At 73.3% G+C, this 23157-nt stretch carries 18 protein-coding genes; 10 read left to right on the forward strand and 8 right to left on the reverse strand.

The window, feature by feature from the left end; genetic code table 11:
• Nucleotides 1-61 precede the first annotated feature (61 nt).
• From BBK14_RS28510 to rfbD, 4 genes are all read right to left on the reverse strand, one after another.
• A complete protein-coding gene (locus tag BBK14_RS28510; RefSeq protein ID WP_071066291.1) occupies nucleotides 62-757 on the reverse strand; it encodes an NAD(P)-dependent oxidoreductase in 696 nt (231 codons plus the stop codon).
• Nucleotides 754-2397 carry a hypothetical protein gene (locus BBK14_RS28515; protein WP_071066292.1) on the reverse strand — a complete coding sequence of 548 codons (1644 nt, stop codon included), beginning with the start codon at nucleotides 2395-2397 and terminating at the stop codon, nucleotides 754-756. The genes BBK14_RS28510 and BBK14_RS28515 overlap by 4 nt, the downstream gene beginning before the upstream one ends.
• 66 nt (nucleotides 2398-2463) lie before the next feature.
• Entirely contained in the window at nucleotides 2464-4161 is a 1698-nt protein-coding gene (gene metG, locus BBK14_RS28520; RefSeq protein ID WP_071066293.1) for a methionine--tRNA ligase, read from the reverse strand.
• Between the two features lie 96 nt (nucleotides 4162-4257).
• Nucleotides 4258-5223, reverse strand: coding sequence for a dTDP-4-dehydrorhamnose reductase (gene rfbD / locus BBK14_RS28525; RefSeq protein ID WP_241831910.1), 966 nt, complete (start codon nucleotides 5221-5223; stop codon nucleotides 4258-4260).
• Nucleotides 5224-5626: 403 nt separating this feature from the next.
• Between rfbD and BBK14_RS28530 the strand changes: the two genes are divergently transcribed.
• Nucleotides 5627-7360, forward strand: coding sequence for a glycosyltransferase family 39 protein (locus BBK14_RS28530; protein ID WP_071066312.1), 1734 nt, complete (start codon nucleotides 5627-5629; stop codon nucleotides 7358-7360).
• Nucleotides 7361-7812: 452 nt separating this feature from the next.
• Here BBK14_RS28530 and BBK14_RS28535 read toward each other — a convergent pair whose 3' ends face one another.
• The gene (locus tag BBK14_RS28535) at nucleotides 7813-8883 is read right to left on the reverse strand and encodes a glucose-1-phosphate thymidylyltransferase (protein WP_071066295.1); all 1071 of its coding nucleotides are present in this window, start codon (nucleotides 8881-8883) and stop codon (nucleotides 7813-7815) included.
• 384 nt (nucleotides 8884-9267) lie between these two features.
• A complete protein-coding gene (locus BBK14_RS40785; protein ID WP_241831912.1) occupies nucleotides 9268-9561 on the reverse strand; it encodes a hypothetical protein in 294 nt (97 codons plus the stop codon).
• A 42-nt stretch (nucleotides 9562-9603) separates the two neighbouring features.
• Between BBK14_RS40785 and BBK14_RS28540 the strand changes: the two genes are divergently transcribed.
• The 4 genes from BBK14_RS28540 (at nucleotide 9604) to BBK14_RS28555 (ending at nucleotide 15427) form a co-directional block, all read left to right on the forward strand.
• Nucleotides 9604-11076, forward strand: a complete 1473-nt coding sequence (locus BBK14_RS28540) for an LCP family protein (protein WP_241831913.1) — start codon at nucleotides 9604-9606, stop codon at nucleotides 11074-11076.
• A 182-nt stretch (nucleotides 11077-11258) separates the two neighbouring features.
• Nucleotides 11259-12800 carry an LCP family glycopolymer transferase gene (locus BBK14_RS28545; RefSeq protein ID WP_071066297.1) on the forward strand — a complete coding sequence of 514 codons (1542 nt, stop codon included), beginning with the start codon at nucleotides 11259-11261 and terminating at the stop codon, nucleotides 12798-12800.
• 197 nt (nucleotides 12801-12997) lie between these two features.
• Nucleotides 12998-13963: a TIGR03089 family protein gene (locus BBK14_RS28550; protein WP_071066298.1), complete on the forward strand. Its 966-nt coding sequence runs from the start codon at nucleotides 12998-13000 to the stop codon at nucleotides 13961-13963.
• A 111-nt stretch (nucleotides 13964-14074) separates the two neighbouring features.
• Nucleotides 14075-15427, forward strand: a complete 1353-nt coding sequence (locus tag BBK14_RS28555; RefSeq protein WP_071066299.1) for a UDP-glucose dehydrogenase family protein — start codon at nucleotides 14075-14077, stop codon at nucleotides 15425-15427.
• 42 nt (nucleotides 15428-15469) lie between these two features.
• Here the strand turns inward: BBK14_RS28555 and BBK14_RS28560 are convergent, their stop codons facing one another.
• Complete coding sequence (locus BBK14_RS28560; protein WP_071066300.1) at nucleotides 15470-16048, reverse strand: beta-class carbonic anhydrase; 579 nt, start codon at nucleotides 16046-16048, stop codon at nucleotides 15470-15472.
• A 426-nt stretch (nucleotides 16049-16474) separates the two neighbouring features.
• On the opposite strand from BBK14_RS28560, the gene BBK14_RS28565 reads away from it, so the two are divergent.
• The 5 genes from BBK14_RS28565 (at nucleotide 16475) to BBK14_RS28585 (ending at nucleotide 22588) form a co-directional block, all read left to right on the forward strand.
• Entirely contained in the window at nucleotides 16475-17050 is a 576-nt protein-coding gene (locus BBK14_RS28565) for a GtrA family protein (RefSeq protein ID WP_241831914.1), read from the forward strand.
• 245 nt (nucleotides 17051-17295) lie between these two features.
• A complete protein-coding gene (locus tag BBK14_RS28570) occupies nucleotides 17296-17898 on the forward strand; it encodes a TetR/AcrR family transcriptional regulator (protein WP_020463351.1) in 603 nt (200 codons plus the stop codon).
• A 426-nt stretch (nucleotides 17899-18324) separates the two neighbouring features.
• Nucleotides 18325-19614 (forward strand): hypothetical protein, encoded by a 1290-nt coding sequence (locus BBK14_RS28575; protein WP_071066301.1) that lies wholly within the window; start codon nucleotides 18325-18327, stop codon nucleotides 19612-19614.
• 230 nt (nucleotides 19615-19844) lie between these two features.
• Nucleotides 19845-21911 (forward strand): hypothetical protein, encoded by a 2067-nt coding sequence (locus tag BBK14_RS37890; RefSeq protein ID WP_131802440.1) that lies wholly within the window; start codon nucleotides 19845-19847, stop codon nucleotides 21909-21911.
• Nucleotides 21908-22588 (forward strand): hypothetical protein, encoded by a 681-nt coding sequence (locus tag BBK14_RS28585; protein ID WP_071066303.1) that lies wholly within the window; start codon nucleotides 21908-21910, stop codon nucleotides 22586-22588. The genes BBK14_RS37890 and BBK14_RS28585 overlap by 4 nt, the downstream gene beginning before the upstream one ends.
• 23 nt (nucleotides 22589-22611) lie before the next feature.
• Here BBK14_RS28585 and BBK14_RS28590 read toward each other — a convergent pair whose 3' ends face one another.
• On the reverse strand, nucleotides 22612-23121 hold the full coding sequence (locus tag BBK14_RS28590; protein WP_071066304.1) for a PH domain-containing protein: 510 nt from the start codon (nucleotides 23119-23121) through the stop codon (nucleotides 22612-22614).
• Nucleotides 23122-23157: the final 36 nt, after the last annotated feature.

Raw genomic sequence — 23157 nt, forward strand, 5'->3', positions numbered from 1 at the left:
CGGACTCGACCGAAACCAGCCTGAGCGGCGCCCACCCGGGACGGCTCCGGGTGGGGCGGGCTCAGGCCGGGTCGGGCACATCCGCGGCGGCCAGCGCGGCGAAGTCGTGCTCGGCGTGGCCGGCCCGGGTGGCGGCGGCGGTGAGGGCCAGGGTCGCCTCGGCGATCGGCAGCCGTCCCGCGACCGACTCGGTGGCCAGCCGGACGTCCTTGGCGAGCCCGGCCACGGTGAAGGCCGGCGTGGAGTAGTCGCCCGACTCCAGCATCGCCCGCTTGTACTCGACGATGAATCCCAGCGGCCCGGCGGCGAGCTCGGACAGCAGCAGGCTCCGGTCGACGCCGAGCTCGGTGCCGTAGCGGAGCACCTCGGCGGCGGCGGCCGTCGCCTCGGCCAGGCCGAGGTTGAACACCGTCTTGAGCGCGCTGGCGGCGCCGACCGGCCCGACATGGTCGATGCGCCCCGGGTCGCCGAAGGTCTCGAGGATCCCGCGGGCCGCGGCGAGATCGGCGTCGGCGGCGCCCACCAGGACGCGCAGGGTGCCCGCCTCGGCCGGCCCGATCGTGCCGATCACCGGCGCGTCCAGGTAGCGCAGGCCCGCTGCCAGGGCGACGCTGCCCTGCTCGCTGGCGCCGCGGGCCGTCAGCTCGCCGGCGCGCCCGGGTGTCCTGTTCCAGACGGCCAGCTCGTGCCCAGCGGCCAGGATGTGGTGGGCCATCCGGACGCCCATCCGGCCCAGGCCGAGAAACGCGACCTTCACGCGATACCTCCCTCGTTGACGCTCCCGCCGCGGTCGACCGGCCGCGGTCGAAGCACCCGCGCCAGCCCGGCCGCGCCGAGCAGCGCGGCCGGGGCGAGCAGGCCGACGACCGATCCCAGGTAGCGGTAATCGAACGCCGAGGTCAGGGAGCTTAGGAGCAGGGTGGACAGGCTTGCTCCCCCGAGCAGCCAGAACAGCCGACCGGGGCCGGCGCGCCCGCGCGCCCGCCCGACGATCTGAGCCAGCAGCCCGGCGAGCAGACCCAGGCCGACCAGGGGCATCGGCCCGTAGCCCAGCCGGGAATAGAAGGCGAGCAGCTCGACCGGAGGGTCGTTCAGCCGCGCGACGGAGAAGTACCCGTCGGCGGCGTGCGGGCCGTCCGAGACGAGGCGGTTGGTGCCCGTCCGGGGCAGCTCCCAGGTGTCGGCGCGGCTCGTGAGCCTGTTCTCGTACGGGACGGGCGAGAAGTACCCGGCCAGGTAGCGGGCGGTCGAGGTGACCATCGTCCAGGGCTGCTCGCGGATCACGCGCCGGGCGAACTCGCCGGCGAGCTCCTCGCGACCCGGTGGGACCAGGTCGTTGCCCTGGCGCAGCGGCGAGTCGTCCGGCCAGAGGTAGGTCACCGGGGAGCCGCGCTCGCCGACCGGGCGCGGGTCGCACAGCGACAGCAGGTCGGGATCGTCGGGCAGGCGGGCGCAGTCGGCGAACGGGGCGACCCGGCCGTACAGGAAGAACCCCGAGTGCGCGGTGACGGTGAAGCCCTTCCCCTGCCCCGCGCTCCACGCCGAGTACGCGACGACCGGGACGGCCGCTCCCAGGACGAACGCGAGCACGGCCCCCGCCGCCACGACCGCCGCGTGGGCCCGCCGCCAGTGCGTGACAGCCAGGACGACGGCACCGGCCGCGCCCACCGCGAGCGGGCCGTAGCCGACCGTGCGGACGGTGAGGCTGGCGCCGAGCAGCAGCCCGGCGACGGCGAAGCGCCACGCGGCCGGCCGCCCGGGCCAGGCCAGCAGCACGAGCCCGCCGAGGACGAGCGTCCCGAACAGGCTGTCGGCCAGGACGAACTGGCCGAGGTCGAGCACCCAGGGGGCCAGCAGTGCCGGTACCGCGACCACCGCGGCCGGCCAGCCCCCGGTGCGGCCGGCCGCCGCGACGGGACCGTGCCGCTCGAACAGCTGACGCGACGCCGCGTAGAGGGCGACCCCGGCCAGCAGGGCCGCCGTGTGCTGCACGACCACCAGCCGGGTCAGGTGGTCGGGGGCGCCGATGACCCGCAGGAACATCGGGTAGCCCGACGGCCGCCAGTCGCCCGCCCACAGCCGGTTGGTGGCCTGGTCGAGGTAGGCGGGCGAGTCGCCGTAGTAGAAGAGCGCGGGCCGGTAGGCCAGCAGGACGGCGGCCCGGGCCCCGACGGCCAGCGTGAGCAGGATCAGGAAGGCGGCATGGCGCCGCACGAAGCCCCAGCGGCGCGGCGCGGCGGACGGCCGATCCGCGCGCCACCGATCCTCACGATGAGGTCTCGAATTGTGACGATCAGGCTGGGCAGGGTCGGGCTGTAGCGGTAGGTTCCCCGCCGCCGGCCCGGCCTGGGAGGGTGGCGTGCCCAGGACAGGCGGCGGGCCCGATGAGCTCGCCATTGCGCCACAGTCTCCCAGGCCGGTCCGACGCGTTCGGCGGCGCCCCCGGCACGGCGGCCGCCCAGGTCAGGCGTCGGCGTCCAGCGAGGCCTTGTCCAGCGCGCCGACGTCCAGCTTGGTGAACAGGCCGCCGGACCACGCGAGGCGACGACCGGCCGGGACGGGCCGGCGCTCCCAGCCGTCGAGGTCGATGCCCAGCACCTCGGCCACCCGGGCCGAGCTGAACGGCAGGAACGGGGCCAGCGCGGTGGTGATGCCGGAGATCGCCTGGATGGAGACCGCAAGGCTGCGCGCCGCGGCCGCCCGGTCGACCTTGACGGTCTTCCACGGCTCCTCGCGGTAGAGGTAGGCGTTCACCTCGGCGGAGATCTCCATCGCCGCCCGCAGCGCCGCCCGCTGCTCGACCTTGCCCAGCAGCTCGCCGACCCGGACGAGGCCGGCGTCCACCGAGTCGAGCAGCGCCGCGTGCACGCCGTCGAGCTCGCCGGTCTCCGGCAGCTCGCCGTCGAAGAACTTGTTGATCTGGGCGAGGACCCGGTTGACGAGGTTACCCCAGTTGGCGATCAGCTCGTCGTTCACCCGGCGGATGATGTCCGCGTCCGAGATCTCGGTGTCGTTCTGCTCGGGCAGCACCGAGGCCAGGGCGAAGCGCAGCGCGTCCGGCTGGAGCAGGTCGAGGTACTCGCGCACCCCGCGCCCGATGCCCGCCGACTTCGACGCCTTCGCCCCGCCGAAGGTGACGTACTGGTTCGCCGGGACGTCCGTCGGCAGGTTCAGGCCGCCGTAGCCGATCAGCATCGCCGGCCAGATGACGGTGTGGAAGGGGATGTTGTCCTTGCCGACGAAGTAGTACGCCGCCGCCTCGGGGTCCTCCCACCAGGCCCGCCACGCCTCCGGATCACCCGTGGCGGCCGCCCACTCCTTGCTCGCCGACAGGTAGCCGATCACGGCCTCGAACCAGACGTAGAGCCGCTTGCCCGGACCGAGCTCGTCGGTCGGCAGCGGGACGCCCCAGTCCAGGTCCCGGGTGATCGCGCGGTCGTGCAGGCCGTCCTTGACGAACTGCACCGACCAGTTCAGGACGTGCCGGCGCCAGCCCTGGCGGGTCTGCAACCAGTCGAGAAGCTGGTCGGCCAGGCCCGACAGCCGCAGGAAGAAGTGCGTCGTCTGGCGCATCTCCGGGACGGCCCCGGTCACCTTGCTGCGCGGGTCGATCAGCAGCTCCGGGTCGAGGGTGCGCCCACAGTTCTCGCACTGGTCGCCGCGCGCCTGCTGATACGAGCAGTGCGGGCAGGTGCCGACGACGTACCGGTCGGGCAGGAAGCGCCCCGCGTCCGGGTCGTAGAACTGCGAGGTCTCCTTGGCGTAGATGTAACCGGCCTCGCGCAGGCGGGTGAACACGTCCTGGGCGACCGCGCTGTGGTTGTCCGTCCGGGTGCTCGTGAAAAGGTCGAAGCTGATCCCGAGCTCGGACCAGATGCGCAGGAACTCCGGGTGGTACCGGTCGACGATCTCCTGCGGGGAGACGCCCTCCTCGTCCGCCCGGACCGTGATCGGGGTGCCGTGCGCGTCGGACCCCGAGACCATCAGCACCCGGTTACCCGCCATGCGCTGGTAGCGGGCGAAGATGTCCGCGGGCAGGTAGGCGCCGGCGATGTGCCCGAGATGCGGTGCCCCGTTGGCATACGGCCACGCGACGGCGACAAGGACGGGACGGCTGCCGTGCCGCGCCGCCGTGTCGGGAGTCTGAGTGCTCACAGCCATCAAGCTACCCGCTGGACGTCAGCCGAGATCGGCACCGACGACGAGTGCCCGGCTTGGTCGAGGGCCGGGCGGCCCGTGGCCGTGGCAGTGGCGGTGTCAGCCCCGCAACTCGGCGCCGAACTCGGCGAACGCGGCGGCGAAGCCGTCGTCCCAGGAGCGCAGCGGCCGCAGGCCGGCGTCCAGCCAGGACCGGGCCGAGAGCACCGAGTAGGCCGGCCGGCGCGCCGGGCGGGGGAACTCGTCCGTCGTCGTCGGCCTGACCTTCGCCGGGTCCTGGCCGAGCGCGGCGACGATCGCGCGGGCGAAGCCGTACCAGGTCGTCTCCCCGGACGCGGTGCAGTGGTACACCCCGGGCGCCGGGCGCGCGGTGACCAGGTCGAGCAGGCCGGCGGCGAGGTCGGCCGACCAGGTCGGGCTGCCGTGCTGGTCCGCGACGACGGCGAGCTCGTCGCGCTCCCGGGCCAGCCGGGCGATCGTCTTCACGAAGTTGCCGCCGGTACGCCCGTACACCCACGCCGTCCGCACGACGTACGACTCCGGGCAGAGCGCCAGGACGGCCTCCTCCCCCGCGAGCTTCGTCCGGCCGTACACCGACACCGGCGCCGGCGGGTCGTCCGTCTCGTAGGGCTTGGTCGCGTCACCGTCGAAGACGTAGTCGGTGGAAAGGTGGACGAGCGCCGCGCCGGCCTGGGCGCACGCGGCGGCCAGGTGGGCCGCGCCGGTGGCGTTCACGGCGTACGCGCCCGCCTCGTCCGACTCGGCGCCGTCCACGTTCGTCCAGGCGGCGGTGTTGATCACGACGAGCCCGCCCTGGATCTTCGCCGGCCGGGCCTGGTCAGCGATGACCGCACGCACCTGGGCCGCGTCGGCGAGGTCGAGCTCGGATCGGGCGAGCCCGCACCAGGCCCGTACTCGCGGGTTGTCAACCTGCGACTGAGCGTCGAGGAGACGACACAGGTCGCTACCGAGCTGTCCACCGGCACCAGTGACGAGGATGCGCACCCCGCGAGTCTGGCAGACGTATACGAACAGCCGGCGACACCCCGACAGTGACGTCGCCATCACGCGCAGTCGGCCGGACGGCACCGGCCGGCCCGAGAAGGGTGCGGCTACCCTGATCCCGGTGACGCCCGAGACGCCAATGACCGAAAAGCCCGACCTGCGCGAGGATCAGCCCCGCAGGTCAGGCGGCCCGGCCGGCGCGGGCACCGAGGAGGCGACAACCGCCTTCAGGGAAGAGTCAGCTGACCTCGACGCGCCTCCCGGCCCGGACGTGCCAGCCGCACGGGCCACTCCGGTGCCAGCCATTCCGGTACCGGCCATTCCGGTACCGGCCCCGTCCGCCGAACCAGTGGCGTCCGCACCGACCCCGACCCCGACACCGCCCGCGCCCGCGTCGGACGTGCCCGCACCAGGCGTGGCGGCGTCCGCGGCCCGGTCTCCGCGGCGACCGCGGCGCGTTCCGGTGATCGTCCTGCTCATCACCGCACTGCATGTGGCCCTGCTCGTGACCTACTCGTTCGTGTACACGACCTGGGCGGGCTACGACGAGGCCCAGCACGTCGACATGGTCTACGGCCTGCAGCACGGGGCCGGCTGGCCGGCACCGGGCGAGAAGATGATCGCCACCGGGGTCGCGGCGACATCCGACGACTTCGACCGCGGCCGGTTCCAGGACATGTTCCAGTCCGGCGGCAAGCGGCGTGGCTCCCCGTCGTTCGCGGAGATCGCCCCCACCCCGCGCGACGCCCGGCAGTCGTTYGACGAGCTCGGCGGGCCGACCCCGGTGGACGACGGCCGGCTGTCCAACCAGATGATCCAGCATCCGCCGCTCGTCTACGCGATCGGAGCCGGCCTGCTGGAGGCACTGCCCGGCTCCGAGAACTGGGCCTACGACCAGCAGGTGCTGGTCCTGCGGCTGCTCAACATCCTGATCGTGGCCCCGCTGCCCCTGCTGGCCTGGGCCGCGGCGCGCCGGTTCGGCCTGCGCGGCCCGCTCGCCACCGCCGCGGCGGCCCTTCCGCTGGCGATACCCGGGTTCACCAGGGTCGGCGCGACCTTCAACAACGACGGCATCCTCATCCTGGCGACCGGTGCCCTCACCGTGGTCCTGGCCGGGGTCGTACGCGGCGACCTGCGCAAGCGGACCGCGCTGTGGGCCGGCGTCTGGTTCGGCGTGGCCATGCTGTCCAAGGCGTTCGCCTTCGCCCTCCCGTTCACAATCGCCGCCGCCTACCTCGTCGGCTGGCTCCACACCCGGCGAGCCTGGACGTCCGCAGCTACAGCCGGCTCCGAACCCGAACCCGAACCCGAACCCGGAGCCGAGTCGGTTCGGGGCGGGCCCCGGGGCCGGCTGCCGGTGCTGCCGGTGCTGCCGGTGCTGCCGGCGGCGATCGCCGTCGGGCTCGGGCTGGCCATCGGCGGCTGGTGGTGGGTCCGCAACTACCTGCTGTACGACGCCCTCCAGCCGAACGGCTGGGCGACGAACCCGCCGCGCCGCGAGCCTCTCCTGCTCCCCGACTCGTTCCTCACCTGGTTCTGGTACTTCGTCCGGACGATGATCAGCAGGTTCTGGGGCGGTCTCGGCATGTTCGAGCCACCGCAGCTCTCCCCGGTCGCGATCGTCGCCGCCACAGTGGTCACGACCGCGCTGTGCGCCCTCGCCGTGATCACTGCCGTCCGTCGCGCCCCGTCCCCCGCCGGGACACCCGGTTGGCAGGCTCGACTGGCTCGGCTGGCGGCGCCGCTGGTGCTGCTCACCCCGGTTGCCTTCGCGTACCTGATGGTCGGGCAGCGGAGCTGGGCCGAGTACGAGCGCTACACCCGCGGCATCGCCGTCCAGGGCCGCTACCTGTACCTGGGAATCGTCGGCCTCGCGGTCGTCGCGGTCGCCGGGCTCGGCCGGCTGTTGGGCGCGCGTGCCCGGTGGGCGCCGGTGATCATGCTGGTCGGCGGGCTCGTCATGCAGGCCCTCGCCCTGCTCGCCGTGTGCAGCTACTACTGGCTGCCGCGCCAGGTCTCCTTCACTCCCGCCCGCATCCCGGACGTCGTCGCCGCGATCTCCCGCTGGGCCCCACTCCCCGTGGGCGTCACCATCACCGTCGTCGTCGGGACGGCACTGTTGTGGATCATCGCCCTCGCGCTCACCCTCATCCCGGCCCTGCGCCACCGCACCACCGCCGACGCCACCGCCGGCTGACCGCCGCCCGCCAGGGCAAACCGAACCAGCTGATCCGCACCGACCCAAGGCCTCGGGGCTCGGAGGTCGAGGGCGGGTGCGCGGGCCTTGGAGGTCTGTGCGCCGGGGGTCGGAGGTCATGGGTCGACCGCGAGGGAGCCAGGTGTCGACTCAGTCCCACTCGCACGAGCAGTGAAGCCACAGCCCGCGCCGCCACCACCATCACCATCACACGGCCAGACCGCGATCTATCGGGCAAAATCCCCGCACACCCGGGTGGCCTGCTCGCCGTTTGGCATCCTTCTCGCCCTTTCGGAGCGAATTTCGCAGGAAATGCCGCCCGAAACGGCGAGAAAGAAATCAAACGGCGAGTAGCCGAGCACCAGAAACGGACCGGGGCCTCCACCGTCAGTCCGCCAGCCGACGCTCGGCCGGCGGCGGGCAGGCCGGGCGGGAGTCGGGTCCTTCTGCTGCTAGCTGGTCGCGACCGAGACCCTGGAGTGGTCGCCGATCATCAGGCGGTGCGCCTTGGGGAGAGCGCTCGACGGTACGACCTCGGCGTCCCGCCCGATCAGGGAGTCCTCGATGCGGCCGATGCCGCGGATGGTGGCCCGCTCGAGCACGATCGAGTACTCGATCTCGGTTCGTTCGACGACGCACGAGTGGTAGATCGAGGTGAAGGGGCCTACGTAGGTGTCGACGAGCCGGGTGCCGCGGCCGATGATCGCCGGGCCGCGCACCGTCGAGCGCACCAGGGACGCACCCTCCTCGATCACCACCCGGCCGACGATGGTGCTGTGCTCGTCCACGGTGCCGTGGATCGCGGGCTCGATTGACTCGAGGATGTGCCGGTTGGTCTCCAGCATGTCGTCGAGCCGGCCGGTGTCCTTCCAGTAGCCCTCGACGAGGTGCGGCGCGACGTCGTAGCCGCCGTCCACGAGCCACTGGATCGCTTCGGTGATCTCGAGCTCGCCGCGTCCTGAGGGCTTGATCGAGCGGACGGCCTCGTGGATCGCGAGACCGAACATGTAGACGCCGACGAGCGCGAGGTCGCTCGGCGGGTCGGCGGGCTTCTCGACGAGCCGGATGATCCGGCCGTCCGCGCCGAGCTCGGCGACGCCGAACGCCGAGGGGTTGTCGACCTTGGTGAGCAGGATGAGCGCATCGGAGGTGGTGTGGCGGAACTCCTCGACCAGCCCGGAGATCCCACCGATGATCATGTTGTCGCCGAGGTACATCACGAACGGCTCGCCGGCGAGGAAGTCCCGCGCGATGAGGACGGCGTGCGCCAGGCCGAGCGGCGCCTCCTGGCGGATGTAGGTGACGGTGATGCCGAACTGCGATCCGTCACCAACCGCGTTCTCGATCTCGGCCGCCGTCTCGCCGACGATGATCCCGACATCGGTGATCCCGGCGCCGCGGATCGCCTCGAGCCCGTAGAACAGCACCGGCTTGTTGGCGACGGGCACGAGTTGCTTGGCGGAGGTGTGGGTGATCGGCCGAAGACGGGTCCCGGAGCCACCGGCGAGCACGAGTGCCTTCATGATCCGAAACCCTATCGTGGGTCGTTCCAGGAGACAGGCCCTGACTGAAGGTAACCAAAACGTGATGCACGCCACAGCCAGATCTCCACATCGACCTTCTCCCTCGACAAGTCCGCGCGGACGCCGACCCATGAGCGCTTACGCCATCACGTTCCGGGTACGTTGAGTAACCAGGGGTGCGGGTCGCCGCCACCGCGGACCGGCGTGCCAGCCGTCCGACGGGCAGGCCGGTCGACCGACAGGCACGCCGAGATACCCGGCACACCACAGAGGGGGGACGCGGTGACCGGCGCTGGACCGCGCGCCTCGACAGGGCCTCGACAGGGGCCTGAGTCGCCCCGTACCGGCTCCGACCCCGCAGCGGGCGGGCGGCGCCGGCCGAGGTCACGGCCGCGCGCACGCTCGCGCCAGCGCGAGGTCACCCACGCGGACCAGGACGGGTCGGAGGCCGAGCTCACCGAACCGAGACCGAACCAGCGCCGCGGCGGCTGGGACAGGCTCCAGCGCCGGAACCCGGGCGAGGCCGGCTCGGACGCCCGAACCCGGGAGCAGCACCTGGAGCAGAGTCAGGACCACGCCCAGGACGGCGTTCACGACGACACCACCGACCACGACCACAGCACCGACCTCGGTCACGACCTCGGCCACGGCCACGGCCACGGCCACGGCCACGGCCACGGGTCAGGGTGGCTCCCGGGGTCGGCCGGTCGGCGGCGCGGCGTGGCGTCGCGGCTCGCCGTCGTCGTCTCCGCCATCCTGTCGTGCCTGATCTTCGCCTTCGCCGTCGGCGGGTTCGCCGTCTACGAGCACTTCGACCGCCAGATCAACCGGCTGCGGCTGAGCCTGGACGGCGACCGGCCCGCAAGCCCCGTCGAGGGGACGACCAACTTCCTGCTCGTCGGCTCGGACAGCCGGGCCGGCACCGGGGGCGAGTTCCAGCGCGGCGGCGAGGTCGCCGGCCAGCGCTCGGACACCACGATCCTCGCCCACCTCGACGCGAACGGGACGACGACCCTGGTGTCGTTCCCGCGCGACACCCTCGTGCGCATCCCCGGGCACGGCCGGGACAAGCTGACCCAGGCGATCTCCATCGGGGGCCCGGCGCTGCTGGTCCGGACCATCGAGAATCTCACCGACATCCGCGTCGACCACTATGTGTCGGTCGACCTCGCCGGGTTCCGCGAGATGACCGACGCGATCGGCGGGGTCACGGTCTGCGTGAAGGCGTTGCCGGACGGACGGCGGACGAACCTGCGTGACGAGTGGTCCCAGTGGCGGGGGCGGGTCGGCGAGAACCACCTGACCGGCGACCAGGCCCTCTCGTTCGTCCGCCAGCGCCACGGCCTGCCCGACAACGACTTCGACCGCATCCGCCGGCAGCAGCAGTTCATCGGGGCGGTCTTCCGCAAGGCCACCAGCGACGGCGTGCTGACGAACCCGGCCCGGCTGGAGAACCTGATCAGCGCGGTGACGCGGGCCCTGACCATCGATGACGGAACGGACATCGAGGATCTCCGGCTGCTCGCGAAGCGGATGGGGTCGATGAGCTCCGACCAGATCAGGTTCGTGACGATCCCCGTGCACGCGCCGTCGCCGGCCGAGGGCGGGAACGCGCTCGGCGAGCTGCCCCGGTTCGGTTCCGTGCAGCTTTACGACCAGGCGCAGCTTGACGCGTTCCTGGCGCCGCTGCGCGGCCGGGACGGCACCAGCCCGACGGCCGTCCCCACCCCGCCGGCGTCGCCCCCGGGCGAGGTCTCCGTCGACGTGTTCAACGCCGCGCGGATCGGGGGGCTCGCCGCGGCCGTGCGCAGTGACCTCGCCGGTCTCGGGTTCCGCGTCGGAACCCCGCGGGACTGGCCCGCCGGCTCGCTGCAGACCAGCGAGGTGCGGTACGGGCCCGGCGGCGAGGCGGCGGCGCGCGCCGTGCGGGCCGTCGTGCCCGACGCCAGGCTTGTCCGCGACGACGACCTGGCCGACCGGATCTCCCTGGTGCTGGGCGAGTCGTTCGAGAAGGTGGACGCGACCGGCGTCCCCGCGGCCGGGGCCCGAGCGGTCTCCGGGATGCGCCCGTCGGCACCGGGCAGCGCCTCGACGGGGTCCACGGGCCCGGCGGGCTCGACCCTGTTCGGAGCCCCCACCAGGCCGACCGCCCCGGTGACGGCGACCGAGCTGACCACCGGCTGCACGTACTGACCGGCGGCACGTACTGACCGGCTGCACCTCCTGACCGGCGGCGCGCCGATCCGGCCGTGGGCGCCCTCTATCCGCGGGCCGCCCACGGCGCCGGCGAACGGCGCGAATGTGCGGGGCGTCACACACCACCCTCGGATCACCCCAAACAACCACTGGCCATCACCGGGCGTCTGAAGTCTGCGATGAGACGCCCGAGAGACGAGCTTTCAGCCGAAAGATCCGACCTGACCAGGTCGGATGCGGCCGAGCCGCCCGCGCCCGCGACCTGGCGTCCACCGAGCCCACGCGAGCCGCACTTCCGGGAAGCGCGCGTCGCGGAGCCGAACCTCCCAGAGCCGCGTTCCGCGGAGCCGTACTTCACGGAGCCGTACTTCACGGAGGCGCGCCTCGCGGAACCGACGCCCGCGATCGGGTCGCACGCCGCGCTGCCACCGGAGCTGAGCCCGCGTCTTGTCCGGCGGCGGCGCTCGCCGCTGCGCCGGCTGTCCGTCACGCTGGTCGCGATGATCTCGCTGTGCGTCCTGGGGGCCACGTCGGTCGGGTGGGCGGCCTACCGGCACTTCGACAGCGCGATCGACCGCAAGGACTGGACGCCCGTCGCCGGCGCCCGGCCCGCGGTGGTCCCGGGCGACCTGAACGTTCTCCTGCTCGGCAACGACAGCCGGGAGGGCACCCACGGCGAGTTCGGCGACCCGGGCGGCATCCGGGCGGACACGACGATCGTCGCCCACTTCGACGCGGACCGCTCCGTCACGCTGGTGTCCTTCCCGCGCGACACGCTCGTGCCCGTCGTGCCCGCGGCCGCCGCCACCGCCCCGGACGGCCTGTCGAAAATCGCGGACGTCATCCCGCTCGCGGGCGTGCCCGGCCTGATCTCGACCCTCGAGGCGTTCACCGGGCTCAAGATCGACCACACCGTCTCGATCAACCTCGCCGGCTTCCGCGCGATGACGGATGCCGTCGGCGGCGTCACGGTATGCGTCCGGCCGCTGCCCGACGGCAGTACCCGCAACCTCCGGGACCGGGAGTCGGGGTGGCGGGGCCAGCTCGGCGAGAACCGGCTCAACGGCGACCAGGCGCTGGCGTTCGTCCGCACCCGCAAGGCGCTGGGCGAGGAGCGGCTGCGCATCCTGCGCCAGCAGCAGTTCCTCTCCCGGCTGCTCGACGCGGCGACGAGCGCCGGTGTGCTCACCAATCCCGCGCGGATCACCAGTCTGCTCGGCGCCGTCGGTGGCGCGCTGCAGATCAGTGACAGCCTGACCCAGACGGAGATGCTCCGGCTGGCGAAGCGGATCAGCGAGCTCGGCCCGGGCGGCCTGCGGTTCATCACGATCCCGACGTATGTCCCGCTGCCCTCGGCCGGCGCCGTCGACGAGATGGGCACGATCCCGCCGCACGGCATGGTCCTCCTGCACGACCCGGCCGGCCTGGAGGCGATCGTGGGCCCGATGCGGGTCACGGCCGAGAACGGCGGCGGCTCCGGATCGCCCACAGCGCCGGGCGTCTCCGTGGCCGCCGGCGCCGCGCCGGGGGCAACCACGCCGGGGGGAACGGCGCAGGCCTCCCCCTCCGCCAGCCCGAGCGGCACAGCGTCCGCCGGCACGACGGCCACCGGCACGACGGCCGACCGCACCGCGGCCGCCGGCACGACGCCGCTCCCCGGCACCGCCGCTGGGACGGCGTCGGCGGTGCCGGTGCCCGCCGACACCTCCTGCACCCCCTGACCGCCGAACCCGGCTGAGAGGGCCCGATCCCGGTGCGCGAACGGCGTCCGCGCCGTGTCGTGCCTGTGAACGTCCGAGCTGGGGACGGGAGTCGGTAGCGTTACCGCCCGCGGCGGATCGCCGGCGCTCAGCTCGCCGGAACCCGACCACCGCCGGGCCCGCCCGCCGACGAACGACCGGATTGGAGACCAGAACTGTTGGACGTCCGGTTCGTCCCAGCACCGTCGATCCTTCCCGACGGCTCCGTGCCGCCCGACGCGCCGCCCGCGCGGTTCCCCGGGGTGGCCGCCGCACTCGCCGCGCGGCTCGCGCGCGACCCGGCGCGTCCGATGATCACTTTTTACGACGACGCCACCGGCGAGCGGGTGGAGTTCTCCACCACGACGCTGGACAACTGGGTGGCGAAGACGGCGAACCTGCTCGGTGACACGGTCGGCCTCGCGCCCGGGGACACGGTGGGCGTCGACCTGCCGGCGCACTGGACGACCTGCGTCATCCTGCTGGCGGCCTGGTCGGCGGGGCTCGACGTGCATGTCGCCGTCGGCCCGGAGACGCCGGACGGCGGCCCCGGCGGCAAGGGAGCCGAGGGAGCGGAGGGTGCCGGGTCGCCGGCCACCGGCGCCGACGGCTACACCGGCGCAGGCACCGCTCCGGAGGAGCTCGGTGTCGTCTTCGTCAGCGAGGACCGGCTCGAGATCGCCACCGGACTGGGCGTCGACGAGATCGTCGCGCTGTCGCTGCGTCCGCTCGGTGGCCGGCTGCGGCGTCCGGTGCCGGGCGTGCTCGACTACGCGGTCGAGGTGCCGCCGCACGGCGACCGCTACGCGGCGCCGCCGCCGCCCGCGGGCCAGGCGGGGCTGATCCGCATCGCCGAGAGCGCCGCCCTCCGCGCCGGGCTGGGCCCGGACGACCGGATCCTCACCGCGGCCGGGCCCGCCACCGCCGTCGGCCTGCTCACCGGGATTCTCATCCCGCTGGTCAGCGGCGCGTCGGTCGTGCTGTGCCGCAACCTGGCCAGCATCGAACCGGCGGCGCTGGCCCGCCGGGCCGACAGCGAACGGATCACCGCGGTGGACTGGTCCGTGCCGGGGCCACTCACCGAAGCCCTGCCGGCCGGGGTTCGTCCCATCGACCCCGTCGACGCGCATGCCCGGCGGCGGTAGCGACGACGTGACCGGCTACCCGCGGTCCCCCCCGGCCGCTCATGACGGGTGACCTGCCGGCCGTCCGCCGCATCGGCGTGGTCGGGACGGGCTGCCACGCACGCGGTCTGCATGGCCGAGCTGGGCTATGAGGTCGTGGGGCTCGACACGGACGCCGACAAGGTCCGCCGGCTCGGCGCGGGCGAGGTGCCGTTCTTCGAGCCGGGGCTCGAGGAGCTGCTGCGCAAGAACCTGGAGGCGGGCCGGCTGTCGTTCACCTGCGACCCGGCCGAGGTCGCCGGGTGGGCCGACGTCCACTTCATCTGTGTCGGCACGCCGCAGCGGGCCGGTGACGGCGCCGCCGACATGACCTACGTGGACGCGGCCGTCGAGACGCTGATCCGCGCCGGCCTGCGGCCGGACGCGCTCGTGGTCGGCAAGTCGACGGTGCCGGCGGGCAGCGCCGAGCGGCTCGCGCGCCGGCTGGCAGCGGGAACCGGCGGCACCGGGCCGGGCGGTGCCCGGACGGGCGAGGCGGCGCCGGGCGGAACGGGGACAGGCCGGGCACGGACGGCACAGCCGGCGCCGGGCGGAGTCGAGCTGGCGTGGAACCCGGAGTTCCTGCGCGAGGGGTTCGCGGTCGACGACACGCTGCGCCCGGACAGGCTGGTCTTCGGCGTCCGGCCGGGCGGGCGCGGGGAGGCGGTGCTGCGGGCCGTCTACGCGCCGGTGATCGAGGCCGGCACGCCCGTGATCGTCACCGACTACGCCACCGCCGAGCTGGTGAAGGTCGCGGCGAACGCCTTCCTGGCGACCAAGATCTCCTTCATCAACGCGATGTCGGAGGTCTGCGACGCCGCCGGCGGGGACGTGACGAGCCTGGCGCGGGCGCTCTCCCACGACGCCAGGATCGGCGGGAGGTTCCTGCGGCCGGGGATCGGCTTCGGCGGCGGCTGCCTACCCAAGGACATCCGGGCCTTCCACGCGCGGGCGGCCGAGCTCGGCGCCGGCCCGGCACTGAGCTTCCTGGCCGAGGTCGACCGGATCAACCTGCGGGCCCGGGAGCGGACCGTCACCCTGATCACCAGGGCCCTCGGGGGCCGTGCGGAGGGCCGGCGGATCACGGTGCTCGGCGCGGCGTTCAAGCCGAACTCGGACGACATCCGCGACTCACCCGCCCTGGAGATCTCCGCCGAGCTGCACCGGGCCGGCGCCCGGGTGGTCGTGTACGACCCGGCCGCGATGGCCAACGCCCGGCGGCGCTTCCCCGAGCTGGAGTACGCGCCGTCCGCGCACGAGGCGGCGACCGGCGCGGACGCGCTTGCGGTGCTCACCGAGTGGACCGAGTTCCGCGACCTGGACCCGAACGCGCTCACCCCGCGGGTGACCGGGCGGGTCGTCGTCGACGGCCGGCACGCGCTCGACGGCCCGGCCTGGCGCCAGGCCGGGTGGGCGTACTACGCGCTCGGCCGTCCACCGGCCTGACCGTCAGCCGGGGCTCAGCCAGCCGGGGCTCAGCCGCGCGGGTCAGGCGGTCGCCTGGGTGGGCGCGGACGCGGCCGACTGTGGGCTCTCGGTGATCTCATCGAGCTCACCGGTCTCGACGTCGTACACGAACCCGCGCACCGAGGCCGACGCGCGCAGGAACGGTGACGAGCGCAGCGCTGTGACCGAACGCCAGACGTCCTCCGCGGCGCTGGTGAACGACTGGAGCCGCCACGTCGGGCGCACACCCGTCCGCTCGGCCAGTGAGGCGCGGAAGCCGTCGTCGGTGAGCGTCTCCATGCCGCACCTGGTGTGGTGGATCAGGATGATCTCGGTGGTCCCGAGTGCGTGCTGGCTGACGGCCAGCGATCGCTCGATGTCCTCGGTCACCACCCCGCCGGCGTTGCGCAGGATGTGCGCGTCGCCCTCCGCGAGGCCGAAGATCGCCTCGAGGTTGATGCGGGCGTCCATGCAGGCCACGATTGCCACGCCGGTGGCCGGGCTGGCCGGCCGGGCCGAGCCGCCGCCCGCCACGCGGCGCCGTGCGGCGAAGCTCGCCGCACGTGCCAGCAGGATGTCGGTCGTGCCCTGGGCGTGTCCGAGTTCTTCGGGCGCGCTCATGACCGGGGGGTCACCTCCGTCGGTTACGTCGCTCACACGGCGTCACCGCCGCGGAGGCTTGCCACTCTGACAAGAATGCAGTGGACGGGACGTCCACCGCCACCCATCTGCCGCGATCGGGCAGGTGCATCGGATCACGGACACGCCCAGGAGTGCCGACGTATCACGCAGCGCACAGGTGGGAACACTAAGGCAGTGACCCGTCACCTGACGTTGTCTTTGCCCTGGCCGCGCCGAGGCGTCGCTCCCGGCCGGCGCACCTGGCCCGGCCGGGGCACGATGACAGGCGCCACAGGGCGGCGAACCCGGCGGAGCGCCCGGGCGGCGGGCGCGGTTCCCCGCAAGGAACGGACGCCAGTTGGTAAACGGACGATTCGGGACGGCGACCGGACAGGCGTCGGCGGAGTGCGCATTCGGGGGTGGCAGATGGCGCCGCGCAGGTCGTCGGTAGTCTCTCCTGGTGGTCAAAATCGATGTTCTCGAAGTCGATCGGCGCCGCCCGTGGTGAGCCATCGGGTTCCACGTTCACCACTTCAGGTCCTCATCCATGAGGTGGGCAAGTTCGGCGTCGTCGGCGCGGTCTGCTACGTGATCGACTTCGCCGTCTCGAACCTGTGCCACACCCTTCTCGGGATGGGCCCGCTCAGTGCGAAGACCGTGTCGACGGTGGTCGCGGCGACCTGCTCATACGTCGGCAACCGGCAATGGTCGTTCAACCACCGCGCCCGAACGGGCCTGCGCCGGGAGTACACGCTCTTCGTAATCCTGAACGCGGTCGGGCTGGCTATCGCGCTGGCCTGCCTCGGCTTCGCGAAGTACGTGCTCCACCTCGAGGGCGTACTCGCGTTCAACCTGTTCGGGAACGTCCTGGGCACCGGGCTGGGCACGGTCTTCCGCTTCTGGGCGTACAAGAAATACGTCTTCCTGCACCCGGACCACCCAAAGGTGGCGGTACCTCCGGTGAAGGCCGACCGGGTCCCCGAGCCCGCCGGCCAGGCCTGATCCACCCAGGGCGCCGCAAGGCTCCGGGTTCTTCGCGACCCGGCGCCGAACGGCGCCCTGTCCCGTTCTCATCCCATCGGGACTCTAAGAGAACCACGGGGTTCCGGTACCGATCAGTTCTCCTGACGCCCGGCTGCGCTAGGCTCTCGAGGCCAGCCCATGCACAGCGTGCCCGGTTCTCCACCAGTGGTGACTCGCTCACCGGGACCGCCGCGCAGCCGGTTCGAGAGCCAGGAGGGTGCGCCGTGACGCGGCCGACGCTCGCATCGCCCCGGCCGGGCGGTCGCCCGCGCGACGAGAGCCGCGACGGCGCGATCCGCCAGGCGACCCTCGAGCTACTCGCCGAGCACGGCTACGACGGCGTGACCATGGACCGGGTCGCCACCCGCGCCAAGGCCGGGAAGGCCACCATCTACCGGCGCTGGCCGTCCAAGGTCGCACTGGTGATGGATTCGATCACCCAGTTCACCGAACAAACGCTGCAGATCCCCGACAGCGGCTCGCTGCGGACCGAGATGATCCTGTTCCTGACCGCGTTCCATGAGCTGGTCGGCAGTGAGCAGGGCCGGATCATGGCCGAGATGGTCTCCGAGATGCCGCGCAATCCGGAGCTGCGTGCCGCCGTGCGCGAGCGCATGTGGAGCCAGCGCAAGATGATGTCCGAGGTCATCATCACCAGGGGGATCGCGCGCGGCGAGATAACCCCGGAGGCCGACCCGGCCATCCTGATGGAGATCGGCACCGCGCTGATCCTGCAGCGGCTGCTCATCACCGGGGACCCGGTCGACTCCGCCTTCATCGAGCACGTCGTGGACGACGTGATCATCGCCTACGCCAGCCGCGGCTGACCACGGGGCCCGGCCAGCTCCGAAACGGGCCCGCCCGTAGCGGGCCACCTGGAGACCGCGGCGGTGGGACAACAGCGGGACAGGTCCGCGGGAGATCGGCGACGCATCCGCTCCGTGCTGTGACGGTGCGAGAACCAGAACCGATCAGTCATGTCCGAAATACGACCCGCGCCTTCGTTATCAACACGGAGCTCCTACGCTTGAGCCGGCGCCTGGTGTCGAACCCTCACAAGACCCTCCGCGGGCACGCGCTCGACGCCCTTCGGAGACGGGGGACGACCGGGCGCCCGCAAACGCCCGGCGCCTCGGCGCCCAGCCCATACGGCGCCGTCCCGCGGGGCGGTCTCAGGTACCGCCGCTCCACCGCCGGCCACGGTCCATGCCGACCGTCGACGCGGGCGACATAGGCACATCAGGAGGAACGTCATGCAGCCACCGAACCCGGGTTCGCAGGACCCGGACGCCGAGACTCGGCGGGTCGACAGCGGTGGCCAGGGCTACGGCGACGACGCCGAGACCCGGCTCGTGAACGACGGCGGCTACGCGGCGCACCCCGGTGACGAGGCGACGCGGCGCGTCGACGGCGGCGCGGCAGGCGGCTACCAGCAGGGCGGCTACCAGCAGGGCGGCGGCTACCAGCAGCCCGGCTACGGGTCGACCGGTGGCTACGCGCAGCAGCCGGGCGCGGGCTACGGCCAGCCCCAGTCGGGCCAGCAGGGCTACCAGCAGCCTGGATACGGCCAGCCCGGATACGACGGCTACGGCCAGCAGAACCCGCCAGGGCAGCAGGGCTACCAGCAGACCCAGGCCTTCCCTCCGGGCTACGGCGCCGCGCCGGGCGCGGAGGGCTACGGCCAGACGGGCCAGAGCTACCAGCAGCCCGGCTACGGCGACTACGGCCAGCAGGGCTACCAGACCGAGGGCTACCAGCAGCCCGGCTACGGCCAGCAGGGCTACCAGACCGAGGGCTACCAGCAGCCCGGCTACGGCCAGCAGGGCTACGAGGGCTACCCGCCCGGTGGCGGCTACCCGGGCGGCCCGGGGGGCCCCGGCGCGCCCGACCCGAACAAGCGCCGCAACATCATCATCATCGCGGTGGCCGCGGCCGTGGCACTCGCCATCGCGATTCCGGTCGCGCTGGTCGCGACCGGCGGCTCCGACGACAAGCCGTCGCCGCCCGTCGCCTCGGGATCGTTGACCCCGTCCGCCTCCACGAGCCCCAGTGCCAGCCCGTCAACGGCTCCGACCAGCGCGTCGCCGTCGCCGTCGGCGTCCCCGTCGGCGAGCTCCAGCGCGCTCACGGCGGCACAGTCGGCGCTGCTCGCGAAGTTGGACCCGACGACGATGACCGACTGTGAGGCGAACCCGGGCGGCGAGGACGAGGACATCGACGCCTCGCTGTTCTGCACCGCCGACAACGGCCAGCTCGTCGCCGCCTACCACTATGTGGACGCCTCGCACCTCGACAACGACGTCGAGTTCCGGAAGACGCAGGTCGAGGACCAGGGTGACTGCGCATCCGGTGACCCCGACATCTTCACGTGGAATTTCAAGGAAGGTCAGACCGAGGGCACGGCCCTTTGCTACTACTACGAGAACAGTTTCTTCATCTTCTGGACCTATGACCGCGATCAGGTCTCGTTCATGGCGCTGAACGACAACGCGTCCGCGCTGTACGAGTGGTGGGCCAAGTTCGACCCGATCCCGCGAGGCTGAGCGGTCGCCGGCATCCGGCGGCGGCGCCCGGATCCCCGCCGGGCTCCYGCCGGATGCCCAGCGCCCGCCGCGGACGGCCCGTCACCGGCGCAACAGGCCCCTGGTCGGGACGCCTCGGGACGATCCGGCGGAACCGTGTGCCTACCCTGTGACGCGCGGCATCATCAGCATGGTGCCATCATCCGTCCCGGCAGCATCTATTCCGGCCAGATCCCCTCTCGGGAGGAATCGTGCCCAGCCATGGCCCCGGCGACGACGGCGTGTCGCCCGTCCCTGAGCCGCCGGCAGGCCCGCTCTCGTCGCGTGACGACGCGCAGACCGCCGCGGACATCGAGGACGAGCTGGACAGCACGCAGATACTGAGGCCGGACGGCGCGCGGACCGGCCTCTCGCTCAGTGCCCCGCCGCCCGGCGGATCGGGGTGGACCGGACCGCCTCCGGGCCCGCCGGTGCCTCCGCGTGGTCCGGTGTCGTTCGGCGGCGGTCCCGCTCCCGGTGGCTTCCCGGGTCTGCGCCCTGGTCCGCACACCGGTCCGCAGCCGCCCGCGCAGGGAGGACCGGGCGGGCCGGGATGGCCGCCTGCCGGCACGGGGCCCGGCACCGTCTACCCACCCCACCCCGGTGACCGTGGCTTCCCGCCCCCGCCGCCGGTGCCACCCGGCCAGGGCGGACCGCCCCGGGGGCCCGGGTCGCCAGGCCCGGCCGTGCCGCCCGGGCAGTTCGGACCACCGGCGCCGCACGCGCTCTACGGCCAGCCGCCACCCGGCCAGTCGCTGCCGCCCGGCCAGGCCCCGTACGGCCAGCCACTGCCCCCCGGCCAGATCCCGCCCGGCCAGCCCGGCCAGCCGCCGTATGGCCAGTCGCCTTACGGGCAGGTGCCGGACGGCCGGCACCTGTACCGGCAGCCGGCCCCGTACGGGCCGCCCGGCAGGCCCGGGCCGGACCTCCCGCCGATCCCACCGGGCCAGGGGAACCCGCCCGGAACGCCCTTCCCCCCAGGACCAGCCGGCGCTCCCACCGGGTGGGCCGGCTCCCCCGGTGGTCCCGGTGCCGCGGAGGACCCCGGGCCCGCAGCGTCGCCGACGCCGGCCGAGGCCCAGGTCAAGCCGCCGGACGACGAGCTGACCTACCGACTCGCCCCGCCGGGGCCGCCCCCCGCCGTCCCGGACCGGGCGGACTCCCCCGCCGGGGACGGCCCCGGGTTGACGGCCGCGGCCGACGCCGACGCCGGCCGCGCCGAGAGCACTCGCCACGAGCCGGCCACCCACGCGTCCGACCGCGGGAACCACGAGGACCGGTCTTCCGAGTTCCCGGCCCTGACCGGGCCGCATCCGCTGCCGCCGCCGCCCAGGGAGTCGTTCACCATGCGACGCCCGATGCTGCCGCCACCCGGCCGTATCACGGACGGGCCCGTCTGGCCGGTGCCGCCGCCCAGCTACCTCGACTCGCCGTCCGGCGGCGGTCTGCTGCCGGCGATCCCGCCCGACATCACGATGACCAGGGACGGCGCGGCCGGCGACCCCCCGCCGGGGTCCCGCCGCTCGCCGGAGTCCGAGTTCTCATCCGAGTACCCGGCCGGCTCCGACTTCTCGGCCGGCTCCGGGTACCCGGCCGGTTCGGAGTACCCGTCCGGATCGGGGCTCCCGCCCGCCGGCGACGGCGGTCAGGTGCCCGAGCCGGCCGGCCGACCGAGCCGCAGCGTGATCATCATTGCCGCCGTGGCCGCCGTGATCGTGATCGGCGCGGTCATCGGCATCGTGCTGGCGACCCGCGGGGACGACAGCGCCGAGACGACCGCCACCTCGATCCCGCCCGCGGCCGCGGGCGTCCCCACGGACATCCCCGGTGAAGCCCCGGCGGGGCAGCAGCCGACGCCGCAGACCAGCAGCCCCGAGGACACCCTGCGCTCGCTGCTCAACCCGGTCACGATGACGGGCTGCGAGACGCCGCCGGTCAGCGACGGCGCCTACGCGGACGCCACGCTGCAGTGCGTGGGCGCCGAAGGCGTGACGGTGACGGCCTACCACTTCCCGGACCACTCCGCGCTCGACCGCCAGATCGGGGCACGCGAGACCTACTACACCGATGTCGGCAACTGCGACGACGGCCAACAGAGCTCCGAGGAGTGGAACTCGCCGCTGGAGCCCAACGGCGGGTCACGGCTGTGCTACCTGTTCGCCCAGCGCTTCATCACCTTCTGGACCATCGACGACGACCTGGTCGCGTTCTCCGCCTCGGATTCCGACCCGAAGCGGCTGGTCACCTGGTGGCAGACGTTTGACCCCATCCGCCGATGAGGCGGCTCCTGCCGGCGGGCGGGCGGACGCGCGTCCTGATCCCCGGCGGGCTGGCCCTGGCCGCCGTCGCCACGGCGGGCGTGCTGATCGCCCGCGCGGCCGGCGGGCCGTCCACCTCGGCTGACCCGGACACCGGGAGATCACAGCCGCCGGCGACGGTCTCCGCGCCACCGGCCCCCCGGGGCACGAGTACCTCGCCCGAGCCGGCGGACCTGGACGGCCCTGAGCGCGAGCTGGYGGCCCGACTGTCCTCGTTCGAGATCACCGGCTGCCGGGGGGCGACCACCGAGGCCGCCGCCCCGGGCGGATCGGGCGACCCGGCCGACCCGCGGGCGGCCGGCGTCCAGGCCGCGCTACGGTGCGTGCCGGGGGTGGCGGCCTCCGGGACGCCGCCGGCAGACGTCCTCGTGCTCGGCTACATCGACGAGGCGGCCGTGGCCTCCGACGCTGCCCGGCGCGCGGCGGCGATCGTGGACGTCGGCTCCTGCGAGGCGGGCCAGACCAGCACCGAGGCGTACCTGCTGCCGTCCCGGCGTACGGGCACCTTCGTCTGCCAGGCCGCCCCCGGCCGCTTCGCCGCCTACTGGACGATCGACAGCGAGCGGGTGGCGTTCGTCGCGCAGAGCGACGACCCGGCCGGGCTGATCACCTGGTGGCGCGGCTTCGACCCACTCTGAGCCGTGGCCCGGCAGTGATCCGGTCAGCCGCCGGAGCGGCGGCGGCCGTCCGCCGCCTCGGCCAGCTCGTACAGCGTGGCGTGCACATCCTCGACCCGCGGGACGTGTGAGAGGACCATCCGCCCGCGCTCGCCCGCGCTCTCGATGGAGAGCGTCCCCGCGCTGAGCATCCGGTCGAGCAGGCTCTGCTCATAGGAGACGTCGTTGAGCCAGACGAGCGGGATGTCGCGCCCGGAGCGGGTCACGATCCCCTCACGGATCATCAGCCGCTCGGTCGTGATCACATAGTGGGTGGTGATCCAGCGCAGCCAGGGGGCCGCTCCGAAGTACCCGATGGCGGCCAGCCCCAGGGCGAGGACGAGGTACTGGACCGCCTCACGCAGGAAGCCGTCCGGAACGAAGAACACGCCGAAGGTCGTGAGGGCGAGCGCGGCGACGACGGAGAATGCCGGCACCACCAGGCTGCCCCAGTGCGGGTGCAGGTGGAGGACCACATCTTCGTCGTCGGTCAGAACGTCGTCGGGGAACGCCACCGCCTGATCGTCGCATCCCGGACGACCGCGGCACAC

The organism is Parafrankia soli, assembly GCF_001854695.1.
In the GTDB taxonomy this organism is placed as follows: domain Bacteria; phylum Actinomycetota; class Actinomycetes; order Frankiales; family Frankiaceae; genus Parafrankia; species Parafrankia soli.